General features: G+C 73.2%; 10 protein-coding genes and 1 pseudogene. 5 read left to right on the top strand and 6 right to left on the bottom strand.

Annotated elements, in window-relative coordinates; genetic code table 11:
* Nucleotides 1–160 precede the first annotated feature (160 nt).
* Complete coding sequence (locus ACWFQ8_RS19465; RefSeq protein ID WP_453787482.1) at nt 161–604, top strand: gamma-glutamylcyclotransferase family protein; 444 nt, start codon at nt 161–163, stop codon at nt 602–604.
* Between the two features lie 13 nt (nt 605–617).
* On the opposite strand, the gene dnaG is transcribed toward ACWFQ8_RS19465, so the two are convergent.
* The 4 genes from dnaG to ACWFQ8_RS19445 all read right to left on the bottom strand — a co-directional run bounded on the left by dnaG (nt 618) and on the right by ACWFQ8_RS19445 (nt 6,113).
* Entirely contained in the window at nt 618–2,525 is a 1,908-nt protein-coding gene (gene dnaG / locus ACWFQ8_RS19460; RefSeq protein ID WP_453787481.1) for a DNA primase, read from the bottom strand.
* Between the two features lie 34 nt (nt 2,526–2,559).
* Nucleotides 2,560–3,834: an NAD(P)/FAD-dependent oxidoreductase gene (locus ACWFQ8_RS19455; RefSeq protein WP_453787480.1), complete on the bottom strand. Its 1,275-nt coding sequence runs from the start codon at nt 3,832–3,834 to the stop codon at nt 2,560–2,562.
* A gap of 93 nt (nt 3,835–3,927) precedes the next feature.
* Nucleotides 3,928–5,322 (bottom strand): deoxyguanosinetriphosphate triphosphohydrolase, encoded by a 1,395-nt coding sequence (locus ACWFQ8_RS19450; protein ID WP_453787479.1) that lies wholly within the window; start codon nt 5,320–5,322, stop codon nt 3,928–3,930.
* 68 nt (nt 5,323–5,390) lie between these two features.
* Nucleotides 5,391–6,113 carry a sirohydrochlorin chelatase gene (locus ACWFQ8_RS19445; protein ID WP_453787478.1) on the bottom strand — a complete coding sequence of 241 codons (723 nt, stop codon included), beginning with the start codon at nt 6,111–6,113 and terminating at the stop codon, nt 5,391–5,393.
* Nucleotides 6,114–6,704: 591 nt separating this feature from the next.
* On the opposite strand from ACWFQ8_RS19445, the gene ACWFQ8_RS19440 reads away from it, so the two are divergent.
* From ACWFQ8_RS19440 to ACWFQ8_RS19425, 4 genes and pseudogenes are all read left to right on the top strand, one after another.
* Nucleotides 6,705–7,319 (top strand): SanA/YdcF family protein, encoded by a 615-nt coding sequence (locus ACWFQ8_RS19440; RefSeq protein ID WP_453787556.1) that lies wholly within the window; start codon nt 6,705–6,707, stop codon nt 7,317–7,319.
* A gap of 15 nt (nt 7,320–7,334) precedes the next feature.
* Nucleotides 7,335–8,117 (top strand): annotated as a pseudogene (locus ACWFQ8_RS19435) (SDR family oxidoreductase); the annotation flags it as partial.
* A 373-nt stretch (nt 8,118–8,490) separates the two neighbouring features.
* A complete protein-coding gene (locus ACWFQ8_RS19430; RefSeq protein ID WP_453787477.1) occupies nt 8,491–10,581 on the top strand; it encodes a molybdopterin oxidoreductase family protein in 2,091 nt (696 codons plus the stop codon).
* 491 nt (nt 10,582–11,072) lie between these two features.
* A complete protein-coding gene (locus ACWFQ8_RS19425) occupies nt 11,073–12,191 on the top strand; it encodes an RNA polymerase sigma factor (RefSeq protein ID WP_453787476.1) in 1,119 nt (372 codons plus the stop codon).
* 60 nt (nt 12,192–12,251) lie between these two features.
* Here ACWFQ8_RS19425 and ACWFQ8_RS19420 read toward each other — a convergent pair whose 3' ends face one another.
* The gene (locus ACWFQ8_RS19420) at nt 12,252–14,174 is read right to left on the bottom strand and encodes an ABC transporter ATP-binding protein (RefSeq protein ID WP_453787475.1); all 1,923 of its coding nucleotides are present in this window, start codon (nt 14,172–14,174) and stop codon (nt 12,252–12,254) included.
* Nucleotides 14,171–15,904, bottom strand: coding sequence for an ABC transporter ATP-binding protein (locus tag ACWFQ8_RS19415; RefSeq protein ID WP_453787474.1), 1,734 nt, complete (start codon nt 15,902–15,904; stop codon nt 14,171–14,173). The genes ACWFQ8_RS19420 and ACWFQ8_RS19415 overlap by 4 nt, the downstream gene beginning before the upstream one ends.
* Nucleotides 15,905–16,004 lie beyond the last annotated feature (100 nt).

The following is a 16,004-nucleotide window of genomic DNA, read 5'->3' as shown; positions in this document are numbered from 1 at the left end:
TCCCGACTCGCGTCGGACGGCGGCCGGTGCGCCCGAGCGGTACCGGCCCACGGGCGGCGGGAGGCCGTCCGGCAGCGGTGCGTACGGTGGTGGTGCGCGGGCGATCGGGGACGTCGGTCCGAGCCCGCCGACCGTGCCCGCACACCCGAGGGAGGGCCCCGTGACACCGGTCGTCCGGCCGAACGATCCCGGCGCGCCGCTGCCGTTCTTCGTCTACGGCACCTTGCGCCCGGGCGAGGTCAACCACGCCCTGTTCCTGCGCGGCCGCACGGCCTCGGAGGAGCCCGCCCGGCTCCCCGGCGCCGCCCTCTACGACGGTCCGGGATACCCCTTCGCGGTGGAGCGGCCCGGTTCCTCCGTGGCCGGCGAGCTGGTCACCGCCGCCCCGGGCGGCTACCCGGAGCTGCTGGCCGCGCTGGACCTGCTGGAGGAGTACGGGGGCCCGGGCCGCCCGGGGAACGTGTACGACCGGACGGCCCGCGAGGCCCTGCGCCCCGACGGCACCCCGGTACGGGCCTGGGTCTACCTGGCGTCCCCGCTGCTCGCCCGCGACCTGCGGCGATCCGGTACGGAGATACCCGGCGGGGACTGGCTCGCGCGCTGACGCGGCCGCGGGGCTACAGGCCCTCGGCGCCGCGGTTGCGCAGCCGCTGACCGTACTGCTGGAGCACCCACAGCTCCTCCTGGACCGCGGCCAGTTGCTCCGGGGGGGCCTGCGGGCCGAGCCGGGACAGCGTGCCCTGGATCTCGTGGACCCGGCGGTCGACGGCGCGCAACCGCACCTGGACCAGCTGGACCCCCGCGTAGATCTCGTCCACCGTCTTGGCGTGGATGGCCTCGACGGCCAGCTCCGTGACGAGCGCGCGGACGGTGTCGTTCGGCGCGGCCCCACGGACGCGCGCCAGGTAGTCCTCGGTGCCGAGCGAGGCGCCGCCCGCGTCCTGGATCGCCTGGCGCACGGCCGCGTAGGGCGGAGCGGTGAACTCGTCCATCCCGTACGCGTCGAAGGCCGGGGAGACCAGGGCCGGCCGCTGGAGGGCCAGCTTCAAGAGCTCCCGCTCGGTACGGTGGGCCGGGCTGCGCAGGTTCAGGGCCGGACCGCCGGCCGGCCGCGCGGCGGGCTCGGGGGCGGCCGCGTAGGACTGCCGGCCGCCGCCCCGACCCTGCTGCGGGGGCTGGTTGCCGCGCTCCCGGGCCCAGCGCGCGAGCTGCGCGACCCGCTTGACGACGAACTGCTCGTCGCGGATGCCCAGCATCCCCGCGAGCTGGACCGCCGACTCGTGCTGGATCGCGATGTTCTTGATGTTGGCCACCACCGGAGCCGCCTCGTCCAGCGCCGCCGCGCGGCCGGCCGGATTCTCCAGGTTGTGCCGGGCCACGATGTGCCGCAGCGCGAACTCGAACAGCGGAGTGCGGGACTCCACGAGCCCGGAAACCGCCGCGTCCCCCTGCGCCAGGCGCAGGTCGCACGGGTCCATACCGCCGGGGGTGACCGCGATGGAGGTCTCGGCCGCGAACTTCTGGTCGTCCTCGAAGGCGCGCAGCGCCGCCTTCTGGCCGGCCGCGTCGCCGTCGAAGGTGAAGATCACTTCGGCGGTGGCGTTGTCCATCAGCAGCCGGCGCAGGATCTTGATGTGGTCCCCGCCGAAGGCCGTGCCGCAGGTGGCGATCGCGGTGGTCACCCCGGCCATGTGGCAGGCCATCACGTCGGTGTAGCCCTCGACGACCACGGCCCGCGAGGTCTTCGCGATCTCCTTCTTCGCCAGGTCGATGCCGTACAGCACCTGGGACTTCTTGTAGATCGCCGTCTCGGGCGTGTTCAGGTACTTGGGGCCGTTGTCGTCGTCGCGCAGCTTGCGCGCGCCGAAGCCCACCACCTCGCCGCTGATGTCGCGGATCGGCCACATCAGCCGGCCCCGGAAGCGGTCGATGGGCTTTCCGCTGCGGCTGTCCTGGGCGAGCCCGGAGGTGATCAGTTCCTTGTCGCTGAAACCCTTGCCGCGCAGGAAGCGGGTCAGGTGGTCCCAGCCGGCCGGACTGTAGCCCACGCTGAAGTGCGCGGCCGCCCCCTGGTCGAAGCCGCGCTCCGCCAGGAAGGTGCGGCCGATCTCCGCCTCGGGGCTGCCCAGCTGGTCCATGTAGAACTGGGCGGCGGCCTTGTGCGCCTCGACCAGCCGGATCCGCTCGCCGCGGCCGCTGGTGCCGGCGGTGTAGCCGCCCTCTTCGTAGCGCAGGGTGATGCCGGCCTGGCCGGCGAGCCGCTCGACCGCCTCCGAGAAGGAGAGGTGGTCGATCTTCATGATGAAGTCGAGGGTGTCCCCGCCCGCCTGGCAGCCGAAGCAGTGGTAGAGACCCTTGCTGGGACTGACCTGGAAGGACGGGGACTTCTCGTCGTGGAAGGGGCAGAGGCCCTTGAGGTTGCCGCCGCCCGCGTTGCGCAACTGGAGGTAGTCGGAGACCACGGCGTCGATCGGGACCGCGTCCCGTACCGCCTTCACGTCGTCGTCATTGATCCGTCCTGCCACGCGTGAAGTCTACGGCCGGGCGCGGACAATCCCGTCAGGCCCCCCGGGACCCGATCAGCGACGTGAGCGGAACCGACGGGTCCGCCAGCGCTTCGCGGTCCACCGGCGCTTTCGACCTGATCAGGGCCTGGATGTGCTCGGTGACGTCCCACACGTTCACGTTCATTCCGGCCAGTACCCGCCCCTCCGAGAGCCAAAACGCGATGAACTCCCGCTTGCCCGCGTCGCCCCGGATCAGCACCTGGTCGTAGCCGCCGGGCGGCGCGTACCCCGAGTACTCGAGCCCCACGTCGTACTGGTCCGAGAAGAAGTACGGCACCCGGTCGTACGCCACCTCCTGCCCCAGCATCGCCCGCGCGGCGGCCGGACCGCCGTTGAGCGCGTTGGCCCAGTGCTCGACCCGCAGCCGGGTCCCGAGCACCGGGTGGTGGGCGGCCGCCACGTCCCCCACCGCGAAGACGTCCGGGTCGGAGGTCCGCAGCGAGGCGTCCACGGCGATCCCGCCGCCGTGCTCCCGGTCGACCAGGGACAGCCCGGAGGTCTCGGCGAGCGCGGTCCGGGGCGCGGCCCCGATCGCGGCGAGCACGGCGTGCGCCGGGTGCTCCTCCCCGTCATCCGTACGGGCGGCCAGCACCATGCCGTCGTGGCCGACGATCTCGGTCAGCCGCGCCCCGAAGTGGAAGCGCACCCCGTGGTCGGCGTGCAGGTCCCCGAAGAGCCGGCCGATCTCCGGGCCCAGCACCGCGTGCAGCGGCGTGGCCAGCGGTTCCACGACGGTGACCTCGGCCCCGTAGCCCCGGGCCGCGGCCGCGACCTCCAGGCCGATCCAGCCGGCACCCGCGATCAGCAGGTGGCCGTTGTCCCGGCCGAGGGTGCCCAGTACGTTGCGCAGCCGCTCGGCGTGGGCCAGCCGCCGCAGGTGGTGGACCCCCGCGAGGCCGGTGCCCGGGATGTCCAGGCGGCGCGGCTCGGCGCCGGTGGCCAGCAGCAGCTTGTCGTAGTGCAGGGCGGTGCCGTCGCCGAGCACCACCTTCTTCGCGTCCCGGTCCAGGTGCACCGCCGGCTGGCCCAGGTGCAGCTCGATGTCGGAGGCGGCGTACCAGGACGGCTCGTGGACGAAGACGCTGTCGCGGTCGTCCTTGCCCGTCAGGTAGCCCTTGGACAGCGGGGGCCGCTCGTACGGATGGTCGCGCTCGTCGCCGATCAGGATCACCCGCCCCGTGAACCCCTCGGACCGCAGTGCCTCGGCCGCTTTTGCCCCGGCCAGCCCCGCGCCGACGATGACGAATGTCCGGTGTGCGTCGACCACCTGATGCCTCCTCATAACCTCACCGCCACATGCGACCACATGCGAGCGTCCCGCACCGAGCCTGCCGCGTGAAGGGGGAGTGGCCCGATCAGCTCACCCTTCGGCGCGTCGCGTGCGCCGGGTGAGGCGTGCGTGCAAGGAGCGGGCCGAAGCGTCGGTCAGGGACGCGATCTGGTCGATGACCGCCCTTTTCCTGGCCCTGTCGTCCGCCGCGGCGTCGAAGAGCGCCCGGAACTGCGGGTCCAAACCCTCGGGGGCGCGGGCGCTGAGCGCCTCGGCGAGTTCGGCCAGGACGACGCGCTGGTCGGCGCGGATCCGCTCCTGATCGTCGCGCTGCATGACGTACAGGTCGGCGACCGCCTTGAGCACCGCGCACTCGTTGCGCGCCTCGCGGGGGACGACCAGTTCGGCCGTGTACCGGGTGAGGCGGCCGGAGCCGTACGCCTCGCGGGTGGCCCCCTCGGCGGCCAGGCAGAAGCGGCCGATCAGCTGGCTGGTGGCGTCCTTGAGCCGGGCCTGGGCGACGGCCGAGCCGTCGTACCCGTGCGGCCACCACTCCTGTTCCATCAGGCGGTCCAGTGCCTCGCGCAGCTCCTCCGGCTCGGTGTCGGCGGGGACGTACCGGCCGATGGCCACCCGCCAGATCTCGGTGCGCTCGGGCTCGGCGAAGAGCAGGTTGGGGTCGAGGTGGCCCGCGTGCAGGCCGTCCTCGAAGTCGTGGACGGAGTACGCGACGTCGTCCGCCCAGTCCATGACCTGGGCTTCGAAGCACTTGCGGTCGGCGGGCGCGCCGCGGCGCAGCCACGTGAAGACCGGCAGGTCGTCCTCGTACGCGCCGAACTTCACCGAGCCGGGGTCGGTGGGGTGGTCCCCGCGGGCCCAGGGGTACTTGGTGGCGGCGTCGAGGCAGGCGCGGGTGAGGTTGAGGCCGACGCTGACGAGCTCGCCGCTCGCCGGGTCGGGCACGAAGCGCTTTGGTTCCAGCCGGGTCAGCAGGCGCAGGGACTGGGCGTTGCCCTCGAAGCCGCCGCAGTCGCGGGCGAACTCGTTGAGCGCCTCCTCGCCGTTGTGGCCGAAGGGCGGGTGGCCCATGTCGTGGGAGAGGCAGGCGGCCTCGACCAGGTCGGGGTCGCAGCCGAGGGCCGCGCCGAGCTCGCGGCCGACCTGGGCGCACTCCAGGGAGTGGGTGAGGCGGGTACGGGGGCTCGCGTCCCAGTCGTACGAGCGCGTGCCGGGGGTGACGACCTGGGTCTTCCCCGCGAGGCGGCGCAGCGCGCCGGAGTGCAGCACGCGGGCGCGGTCCCGCTGGAAGGCGGTGCGGCCGGGGCGCTTGTCCGGCTCGGCGGCCCAGCGTTCGGTGGCGGCCGGGTCGTAGGGGTCGTGGGGGGCGTGGAGGTCGTGCGGCGGTCGGGACTCGGGCTGCTCGTGCGTCTGGTGCGGCTGGGGCGTCTCGTACGGATCTGCGGGGGCGGGTGCGGTGCCTTCCATGGTGCGACGTTAACCGGAGACACCGACAATCCGAGCAATCCGCCCGAAATCTTACGGGCCCGCAGGCCTCACGCGGTGGCCGCGGCGGCCAGTTCGAGGTGGGGGCGCCGCTCGGCGAGGGCCTCGTCGTAGCGATGGAGGACGAGGCGGGCCAGTGCCGGGTGCGCGCCGAGCGGGGCCGCGGCGGGGCCCGGTGCGAAGGTGGCGCTGCGGGTGGCGAAGAGTCCGGGGGCCCCGAAGTACGAGGCGACCGCGGGCCGGTGGTGGCCGCGGGCGGCCAGCGCGCGGACGGCGTCCGGGACGGTCGGGGCGGCTGCGGAGGCGTAGGCCGGTACGACGGGCACGGCGCCGAGGCGTTCGGAGAGCAGGGCGGCGGTGCGGCGGGTGTCGGCGGCGGAGTCGGGGTCGCGGGATCCGGCGGCGGCCAGGACCACGGCGGTGCCCTCCGTCCAGCCGGCCTCCAGGAGCCGGTCGCGCAGGGCCTCGACGAGCAGCGGGTGCGGGCCGAGCGGGGCGGCGATCCGGGTCCGCAGGTGGGTGGCGCGGGCGGCGGCGGCCGGGAGGTCGCGCTTGACGTGGTGGCCGCGCCCGAGGAGCAGCGGTACGAGCACCGCGGCGCCGGAGGTCCCGCTCAGGGTGTCGGCGAGCAGCGGCCGGTTCAGCTCGATGTGCCCGAGCCGGACGTCGAGGCGCGGGCGGAGCTCGCGGACCAGGTCGAGGAGGGCCGAGACGGTGTGCGGGGCGCGCGGGTCACGACTGCCGTGTGCCACGGCGACGAGGGTGGGCTGCATGGGGGGGCTCCGTGGGGCCGGGCGCGAGGCGGGCGCGGGGCGGGCGCACCCCGCTCAGCTGGGTGCCGAGTTGGGTGGTGATGCGGGTCAGCATTTCGGCCGCGCTGCCGAAGGGGAGGGTCGGGCTGTCGGGAGGGTGCACCGGCTCCGTCATGAACCGATCCTGCGCGGTGGAGGTTGCCGGGGCGTTGCGCCGGGGTGACGGGTGTTTTCCGGCTGCTCACTCGGTCATTCGTACGGGTGATAGGTGGTGGGGGCGGAACTGGGGGGCCGGGGTCGTTCGTCAATCCGTGCGAGTGGGGACGAATTCGGGACACGAGGGGGCGGGTCATGAGGGCGAAGACTGCGACGGCGACGGCGGCGGCGGCGGCGGCGACGACGGTGAGGGCGGCGGCGAGGGCGGCGGCGAGGGCGAGGACAGCGGCGGTGAAGATGACGGCGAAGGCGAAGGCCAGGACGTCGGCGGGCTTGCCGCGGTCGTCGGCGGGGCGGCGGTCGTGGGGCGCGCGGCGGCCGCGGTGGTCGGTGCGGTCTTCGTGGGCGGCCTGGTCGTGGGGGGTGCGGGCCCGCAGGCGGGCCGTGCGGGCGGTGATGGCGGGGTGCGCGCTGGCGCTGCTGCCCTCGGCGTGGACGCACGCGGTCGCCGCGGACCGGCTGCGGAGCACCGCCGACGTGCCCGGCGCGGAGGTGGCGGTGGTGTTCGGGGCGGGGCTGTGGAACGGCAGGCCGACCCCGTACCTGGCCGACCGGCTGGACACCGCCGCCGAGCTGTACCGCGCGGGGAAGGTGAAGGTGGTGCTGGTCACCGGCGACAACAGCCGCGCGGAATACGACGAGCCCGACGCGATGCGCGGGTACCTCACCGAGCAGGGGGTGCCGGACGAGCGGATCGTCAGCGACTACGCCGGCTTCGACACGTGGGACAGCTGTGTGCGGGCCAAGGAGATATTCGGCGTCGAACGGGCCGTGCTGATCACACAGGGCTTCCACATACGCCGGGCGGTGGCCCTGTGCCAGGCCGCGGGACTGGACGCGTACGGAGTCGGGGTGGCCGATGTGCACGACGCGACCTGGTACTACGGCGGCGCCCGGGAGGTCTTCGCGGCGGGCAAGGCGGCCGTGGACGCGGCGTTCGAGCCCGCGCCGAAGTTCCTTGGACCGAAGGAAGAAGGGGTGTCGCGGGCCCTGGCCGCTCTGGCAGACTGACCCGGCCGTCGACCTATGCCGATTAGTCATACGGGGGGCGTGGCGGTTGCGGATCTCAGCGACAAGGTCGTCGTCAACACCGGTGGGGCCCGGGGGCCGGGCGCCGCCGCCGCGCGGGCCGTCGTGGACGGCGGTGGGGCGAGCGGTGCTCACCGATGTGCCGGAGGAGGAGGGCGCCGCGGCGGCCGCGAAGCTCGGCGACGGGGCGCGCTTCGTCCGCCACGACGCGACGGGCGAGCCCGACTGGCGGGCGGCGCCGGACAACGCGGCGGCCGAGTTCGACCGCGTCGATGGGCTCGTCAACAACGCGGGCACAGCCACCGGCCAGTTCCTGGAGCACGAGAGCGTCGAGCACTTCCGCCGGGTCGTGGAGGTCAACCCGGTCGGCGTTTCATCGGGCTCAAGACCGCCGTCCCGCTGCTGAGGGCCGGGAGCGGGGGCTCCGTCGTCAACATCTCCTGCGCCGCCGGGCTGACGGGCCTGGCGCTCACCGCCGGGTACGGCGCCTCCGAGTGGGGCGTGCGGGGCCTGTCGAAGATCGGCGCGGTCGAGCAGGCCGAGTCCCGGATCCGCGTCAACGCCGTTCACCCGGGCATGACATTGACCCCGATGACCGCCCCCACCGACATCCGGCCGGGCGAGGGCAACTACCTCGGCACCCCGATGGGCCGCGTGGGCGCCCCCGAGGAGATCGCCGCCGCGCTCGCCTTCCTCCTCTCGGACGCCGCCGGCCACCTCACCGGCGCGCAACTGGCAGTGGACTGCGCCTGGACGGCAGGCCTCACGGCACACCACCTGACACGCTCCTGGCCCTGGCCCTCGGCCTGGCCCTGGCCCTCGGCCTGGCCCCGCCCTCGGCCTGGCCCCGGCCCTCGGCCTGGCCCTGGCCCTCGGCCTGGCCCCGCCCTCGGCCTGGCCCCGCCCTCGGCCTGGCCCCGGCCCTCGGCCTAGCCCCGGCCCTGGCCCCGGCCCCGGGCCCCCTCGGCCCGGCCCCGGCCTCGGCCCGGCCCCGGCCTCGGCCCTCGGCCCTCGGCCCCCCGGCCCTCGTCCCCCGGGCCCCGGGCCGGGGCGGCGGGCCTCACCGGGGGGTGAGGGGGGCGCTGAGGGCGCGCATCCCCAGCCGTAACGGGAGGCGGCGGTGCGTGTAACACCAGCGACGCAGGCTGGACGCATGCACAATTCGGGAGCAGCCGCCACCGCCACGCACTGCCCGTACTGCGCGCTGCAGTGCGGGATGATGCTCCGCCCCCACCCGGACGGCGCCGCCGTGACGGTGGAGGAGCGCGCTGACTTCCCCGTGAACCGCGGGGCGCTGTGCGGCAAGGGCCGCACCGCCCCCGCCGTGCTCTCCTCCCGGGTGCGCCTGACCGAGCCGCTTGTCCGCACCCATGCCGGGCGGCTCGAACCGGCCACCTGGGAGGAGGCCCTCGACGCCGTCGCCGAGGGACTGGCCCGCACGGGACGCGCGTACGGCCCGGACGCCGTCGGCGTCTTCGGCGGCGGCGGGCTCACCAACGAGAAGGCGTACGCGCTCGGCAAGTTCGCCCGCGTCGCGCTGCGCACCTCGCAGATCGACTACAACGGCCGCTTCTGCATGTCCTCGGCCGCCGCCGCCCACCAGCGCGCCTTCGGGCTCGACCGGGGGCTGCCCTTCCCGCTGGAGGACATCCCCCGCACCGGCTGCGTGATCCTCGTCGGCTCGAACCTGGCCGAGACCATGCCCCCCGCCCTGCGCTACCTCACCGAGCTCAAGGCGAACGGCGGCACCCTGATCGTCATCGACCCGCGCCGCACCCGCACCGCCGACCAGGCCGATCTGCACCTCGCCCCGCGCCCCGGCACCGACCTCGCCCTGGCCCTGGGACTGCTGCACCTCGTGGTCGCGGAAGGCCGGACGGACGAGGAGTTCATCGCCGAGCGCACCACCGGCTGGGAGGAGGCCAGGGCCGCCGCCATGGCGCACTGGCCCGAGCTCGTGGAACGCATCACCGGCGTCCCCGTCCCCAAGCTCCGCGAGGCCGTCGCGATGTTCTGCGCCCCCGAATCCGCCATGGTCCTCACCGCCCGGGGCCCGGAGCAGCAGTCCAAGGGCACCGACACCGTCGGCGCCTGGATCAACCTGTGCCTGGCCACCGGCCGGGCCGGCCGCCCGCTCTCCGGCTACGGCTGCCTCACGGGCCAGGGCAACGGCCAAGGCGGCCGTGAGCACGGCCAGAAGGCCGACCAGCTCCCCGGCTACCGCAAACTGACCGACCCGGCGGCCCGCGCGCACGTGGCCGGGGTCTGGGGAGTGGACCCCGATTCCCTCCCCGGCCCGGGCCGCAGCGCCTACGAACTCCTCGACGCCCTCGGCACGGACGTCCGCGCCCTGCTGCTTATGGGCTCGAACCCGGTGGTGTCGGCCCCCCGCGCCGCCCACGTCGAGGAACGCATCCGCTCCCTGGACTTCCTCGCCGTGGCCGACGTCGTCCTCTCCGAGACGGCGGCGCTCGCGGACGTGGTGCTCCCCGTGACCCAGTGGGCCGAGGAGACCGGGACGACCACCAACCTGGAGGGCCGCGTCCTGCTCCGCCGCCGCGCCCTCACCCCGCCGCCGGGGATCCGCAGCGACCTGGAGGTCCTGCACGGCCTGGCCGGCCGCCTCGGCGTCGAGAAGGGCTTCCCGACCGCCCCCGAGGAGGTCTTCGACGAACTGCGCCGGGCCTCGGCCGGCGGCCCGGCCGACTACTCGGGCATCACCTACGACCGGATCGAGGCCGAGCAGGGCGTCTTCTGGCCCTGCCCCGAAGGCTCCCCGGGCACCGAACGCCTCTTCCTGGACGGCTTCGCCACCGACGACGGCCGGGCCCGCTTCGTCCCGGTCTCCCACCGGGACGCCGCCGAGGTCCCCGACGCCGAGTACCCGGTCCTGCTCACCACCGGCCGGGTGGTGGCCCAGTACCAGTCGGGGGCCCAGACCCGCCGGGTGGACGAGCTCAACGCCGCCGCCCCCGGCCCCTTCGTGGAACTCCACCCCCGCCTCGCCGCCCGGATCGGTGCGGTCGACGGCAGCCCGCTGGCGGTGACCTCGCGGCGCGGCCGCGCCGTGGCCCCGGCCCGGATCACCGACGCCATCCGCGCGGACACGGTCTTCATGCCCTTCCACTGGCCGGGGGAGGGCCGCGCCAACAACCTGACCAACCCGGCCCTGGACCCCACCTCCCGGATGCCGGAGTTCAAGGTCTGCGCGGTCCGCGTGGAGCCGGCCGCGGACGCCCGCTAGCGCTGTAGCCCGAAAGGTTCGCCGGGTCGCGTCACGACCCGGCGGCCCTTGCCGACAGCCCTCGCGGGCGTCCGCGAAGGTCGCGCGCAGTGCCTCGACCAGGCGCGCGAGAAACGCCTCCACACCGGGTCCGGCCAGGTGCGGGTACTCCGCCTCGAAGTGCTCCCACTCGGCGCCCGAGTAGCCGTTCGACACCACGTTCTTGATGTGCTCCGCCCCAGCTCCGCGTGCGGGTACGGCCACCCCCCGGCCTCCCGGAACACCTCCCGCACCAGGGCGTTCGACGAACTCGCGCTCCCGCGGGTGGATCGCGCGGCCCGCCGCCGTCATGTCGCACATGCGTCCGGTCCGCATCGGGCTTCCCGGCGGAGGGTAACCATCGGTCACGCGCCGGACTCAGAAAGTGCTCGCACGCCCCTCGTGGCAGTGATGTGTCGTACCCCACACTGAGGTGCGGTGCCCCCGTCCTCGGAGCCCTGGAGGTCGCCCCCGTGCAGACCCAGACCCTGACCGTGAACGTGAGCGTGAGCGAGTCCCCGGAGGCCGAAGAGGCCGAAGCCGGGACCGAGGCCGGGACCGAATTCGGGACCGAATCCGGGACAGAGGCCGAAGCCGTGGACGACGAGCCCGAAGTACTGGAACTGATCGAACCGGCCCCGCCGCAGCGCCGGCGCGCGGCCGAGGGCACCGGCGGAGCGGGCCCCTCCGCCGACCTGTTCCGCCAGTACCTGCGCGAGATAGGCCGGATCCCGCTGCTCACCGCCGCGGAGGAGGTCGACCTCGCCCGCCGGGTCGAAGCCGGCCTGTTCGCCGAGGAGAAGCTGAGCACCACGCCGGACCTCGACTCCCGGCTAGCCCTCGACCTCGACAAGCTCGTGGTCATGGGCCGGATGGCCAAACGCCGCCTCATCGAGTCGAACCTGCGGCTCGTCGTCTCCGTCGCCAAGCGCTACGTGGGCCGGGGCCTGACCATGCTCGACCTCGTGCAGGAGGGGAACCTCGGACTGATCAGGGCCGTCGAGAAGTTCGACTACGCCCGCGGGTACAAGTTCTCGACCTATGCCACCTGGTGGATCCGCCAGGCGATGTCCCGGGCCCTCGCCGACCAGGCCCGGACCATCCGCGTACCCGTCCACGTCGTGGAGCTGATCAACCGCGTCATCCGCGTCCAGCGGCGCATGCTCCAGGAGCGCGGCTACGAGCCCACCGCCGAAGAGGTCGCCGTCCACCTGGAGCTGACGCCCGAGCGGGTCATGGAGGTGCTCCGCCTCGCGCAGGAGCCCGTCTCCCTGCACGCGCCGGTCGGCGAGGAGGACGACGTGGCGCTCGGCGACCTCATCGAGGACGGTGACGCCACGTCACCCATGGAGTCCGCCGCGTTCTTCCTGCTGCGCGAGCACCTGGAGGCCGTGCTGTCCACGCTCGGCGAGCGCGAGCGCAAGGTCGTCCAGCTGCGCTACGGCCTCGCCGACGGCCGCCCCCGCACCCTGGAGGAGATCGGCCGGATCTTCGGCGTGACGCGCGAGCGGATCCGCCAGATCGAGTCCAAGACCCTCAGCAAGCTCCGCGACCACGCCTTCGCCGACCAGCTGCGGGGCTACCTGGACTGACGGCGGCCGGACCGGGGGCGCCCCGCGGGACGTCCCCACCCCGAACCCCACCCCGGCCGGTCAGTCGACCTCGGCGACCGCCTGCGCGAACTGCGCCGCGTACAGCCGCGCGTACGCGCCGCCCGCGGTCAGCAACTCCTCGTGCGTGCCCTGCTCCACGATCGACCCGTCCTCCATCACCAGGATCACGTCGGCGTCGCGGATCGTGGACAGCCGGTGCGCGATCACGAAGGACGTGCGGCCGTGCGCCAGGCGCGCCATCGCCTTCTGGATCAGCACCTCGGTACGGGTGTCCACCGAGCTCGTCGCCTCGTCGAGCACCAGGATCACCGGGTCCGACAGGAACGCGCGCGCGATGGTGATCAGCTGCTTCTCACCCGCGCTGACCCCCGCGCCCTCGTCGTCCAGCACCGTGTCGTAGCCGTCGGGCAGGGTGCGGATGAACCGGTCCGCGTGGGCGGCCCGCGCCGCCTCCTCGATCTCGGCGCGCGTCACCTCCCGCGAGGCGCCGTAGGCGATGTTCTCCGCGATGGTGCCGCCGAACAGCCACGTGTCCTGGAGCACCATCCCGATGCCGCCGCGCAGCTCCTCGCGCGTCATCTTCGCGACGTCCACCCCGTCGAGGGCGATCTCCCCGCCCGTGACCTCGTAGAACCGCATCAGCAGGTTCACGAGTGTCGTCTTTCCGGCGCCCGTCGGGCCCACGATCGCGACCGTCTGGCCCGGTTCGACCGTCAGCGACAGGTTCTCGATCAGCGGCTTGTCCGGTTCGTAGCGGAACGCCACCTTGTCGAGCGTGACCTGCCCGCGCAGCGCCCGCGGGCGCTCGGGGACCTCGGCGTCCGGCTCCTGCTCCCGCGCGTCCAGCAGCTCGTAGACCCGCTCCGCCGAGGCGACACCGGACTGGACGAGGTTCGCCATCGACGCGACCTGCGTCAGCGGCATCGAGAACTGGCGCGAGTACTGGACGAAGGCCTGCACGTCGCCGATCGACAGGGTGCCCGAGGCGACCCGCAGACCACCGACTACCGCTATCAGCACGTAGTTGACATTCGAGATGAAGAACATCACCGGCTGCATGATCCCGCTGACCAGCTGCGCCTTGAACGAAGCCCGGTACAGCGCCTCGTTCTGCTCGGCGAAGACCGCCGCGGACTCCTTCTGCCGGCCGAAGACCTTGACGAGCGCGTGGCCCGAGTACATCTCCTCGACATGGGCGTTGAGCGCGCCCGTCGTCTTCCACTGCGCCACGAACTGCGGCTGCGACTTCTTGCCGATCTTCGCCGCGACGAACACCGACACCGGTACGGTCACCAGCGCGACCAGCGCCAGCAGCGGCGAGATCCAGAACATCATCGCCAGCACCCCGACGATGGTCAGCAGGGAGTTCAGCAGCTGCCCCATCGTCTGCTGGAGCGTCTGGCCGATGTTGTCGATGTCGTTGGTGGCCCGGCTCAGCACCTCGCCGCGCTTCTGGCTGTCGAAGTACGACAGCGGCAGCCGCGAAAGCTTCGCCTGGAGCTCCTCGCGCATCCGGTACACGGTGCCGTTCATGACGTGGTTCGACAGCCGCGTGGCGACCAGCATCAGCAGGCCGGCCAGGACGAAGACCACCAGCGCCCACACCGAGACCACCGCGACCGCACCGAAGTCGATGCCCTCGCCGGGCGTGAAATCGGTGCCGGACAGCATGTCCGCCGTCCCGTCCTCGCCCCTGGCCCGCAGCCCGTCCAGCGCCTGCTGCTTGGTGAGCCCGGCCTCCATCCCGCGGCCCACGATCCCCGCGAACACCAGGTCGGTGGCCATGCCGAGGATCTTCGGCCCGATCACCGTGAGCGTGACGCTGCCGAAGACGGCCACGACCATGCCCCACAGCTTGCCCCGGTCCTGCGCCAGCTGGCCCAGCAGGCGCTTGCCCGACCCCTTGAAGTCCATGGACCGCTGGGCCGGCCCCGTCATCATCCGTCCTCCGGGCCCGCTCACGCCGCCTCCGCCTCCGTCAGCTGGGAGAGCACGATCTCCCGGTAGGTCTCGTTCCCGGCCATCAGCTCGTGATGGCGTCCCTCGCCCACGACCTGGCCCTCGTCGAGCACGATGATCCGGTCCGCGTCGCGGATCGTGGAGACCCGCTGCGCCACGATGACCACGGTCGCCTCCTCGGTCTCGCGGGCGAGCGCCGCGCGCAGCGCCGCGTCCGTCGCGTAGTCGAGGGCCGAGAAGGAGTCGTCGAACAGGTAGATCTCCGGGCGCTGCACGAGGGTGCGGGCGATCGCCAGGCGCTGGCGCTGGCCACCGGAGACGTTGGTGCCGCCCTGGGTGATCGGCGCGTCGAGCCCGCCTTCCAGGGCGGACACGAACTCCTTGGCCTGGGCCACTTCCAGGGCCCGCCACAGCTCCTCGTCGGTCGCGTCCGGGCGCCCGTAGCGCAGATTGGACGCGACGGTTCCGGAGAAGAGGTACGGCTTCTGCGGGACCATGCCGACCGTCCGCGCGAGCAGCTCCGGGTCGAGCCGGCGGACGTCCTCCCCGTCGACCAGCACCTCGCCGCCGGTCGCGTCGAACAGCCGGGGGACCAGGCCCAGCAGCGTGGACTTGCCGCTGCCGGTGGATCCGATCACCGCCGTGGTCTCGCCCGGACGGGCCGTCAGGTCCACCCCGCGCAGCACCGGCGCCTCGGCGCCGGGGTAGCGGAAGTCGGCGCCGCGCAGCTCCAGGAGTCCGTGCCGGGCGAGCTCGCGCACCGGATCGGTGGGCGGGACCACGCTGGAATCGGTGTCCAGGACCTCCTGGACCCGTTCGGCGCAGACCTCGGCGCGCGGCACCATCATGAACATGAAGGTGGCCATCATCACGGACATGACGATCTGCATCAGGTAGGCGAGGAAGGCCGTCAACTGGCCGATCTCCATGCCGCCGCTGTCGACGCGCATCGCACCGAACCAGATGACGGCGACGCTGGAGACGTTCACTACCAGGATGACGGTGGGGAACATCAGCGCGAGCAGCTTGCCGGCGGCCAGCGAGACGCCGGTGAGGTCCGCGTTGGCCTCCCGGAACCGCTCCTTCTCGTAGTCGTCGCGGACGAAGGCGCGGATCACCCGGTTGCCGGTGATCTGCTCGCGCAGCACCCGGTTCACGGTGTCCAGGCGCTCCTGCATCTGCCGGAACAGCGGCCGCGTCCGGAAGACGACGGCGCCGACCGACAGGCCGAGCACGGGCACCACCGCGAGCAGTACGCCCGACAGCCGCACGTCCAGCGAGAGCGCCATGGCGATGCCGCCGACGCACATGATCGGCGCCGAGACCATCAGGGTGAAGGTCATCAGCACCAGCATCTGGATCTGCTGGACGTCGTTCGTCGTACGGGTGATCAGCGACGGGGCACCGAACTGGCCGAGCTCCCGCGCGGAGAAGCTCTGCACGCGGTCGAAGACGGCGGCGCGGATGTCCCGGCCGACGGCGGCCGAGGTGCGCGCGCCGTAGTAGACGGCCCCGACGTTGCAGACGAGCTGGACGAGCGAGACGCCGAGCATCAGCGCGCCGTAGCGCAGGATGTAGCCGGTGTCGCCGTGGACGACGCCGCTGTCGATGATGTCCGCGTTCAGGGTGGGCAGGTAGAGGCTCGCGCTGGTCTGCAGCAGTTGCAGCAGGACCAGCGCGGCGATCGGTTTCCGGTACGGACCCAGGTGGGTCCGCAGAAGTCGTATGAGCACGCGCAGGCTCCGGTCGGCAAGATCGAGGGGGTTCAACCCATCTTGAGCCAACCGGTGGTCCGATCCCCAGCGGATTTCGCAAAGCCCGGTCAAAAGGATG

Source organism: Streptomyces sp. NPDC055254 (assembly GCF_053606025.1).
Note: the sequence above shows the minus strand (reverse complement) of the source record. Positions and strands in the feature narration are given on the sequence as shown.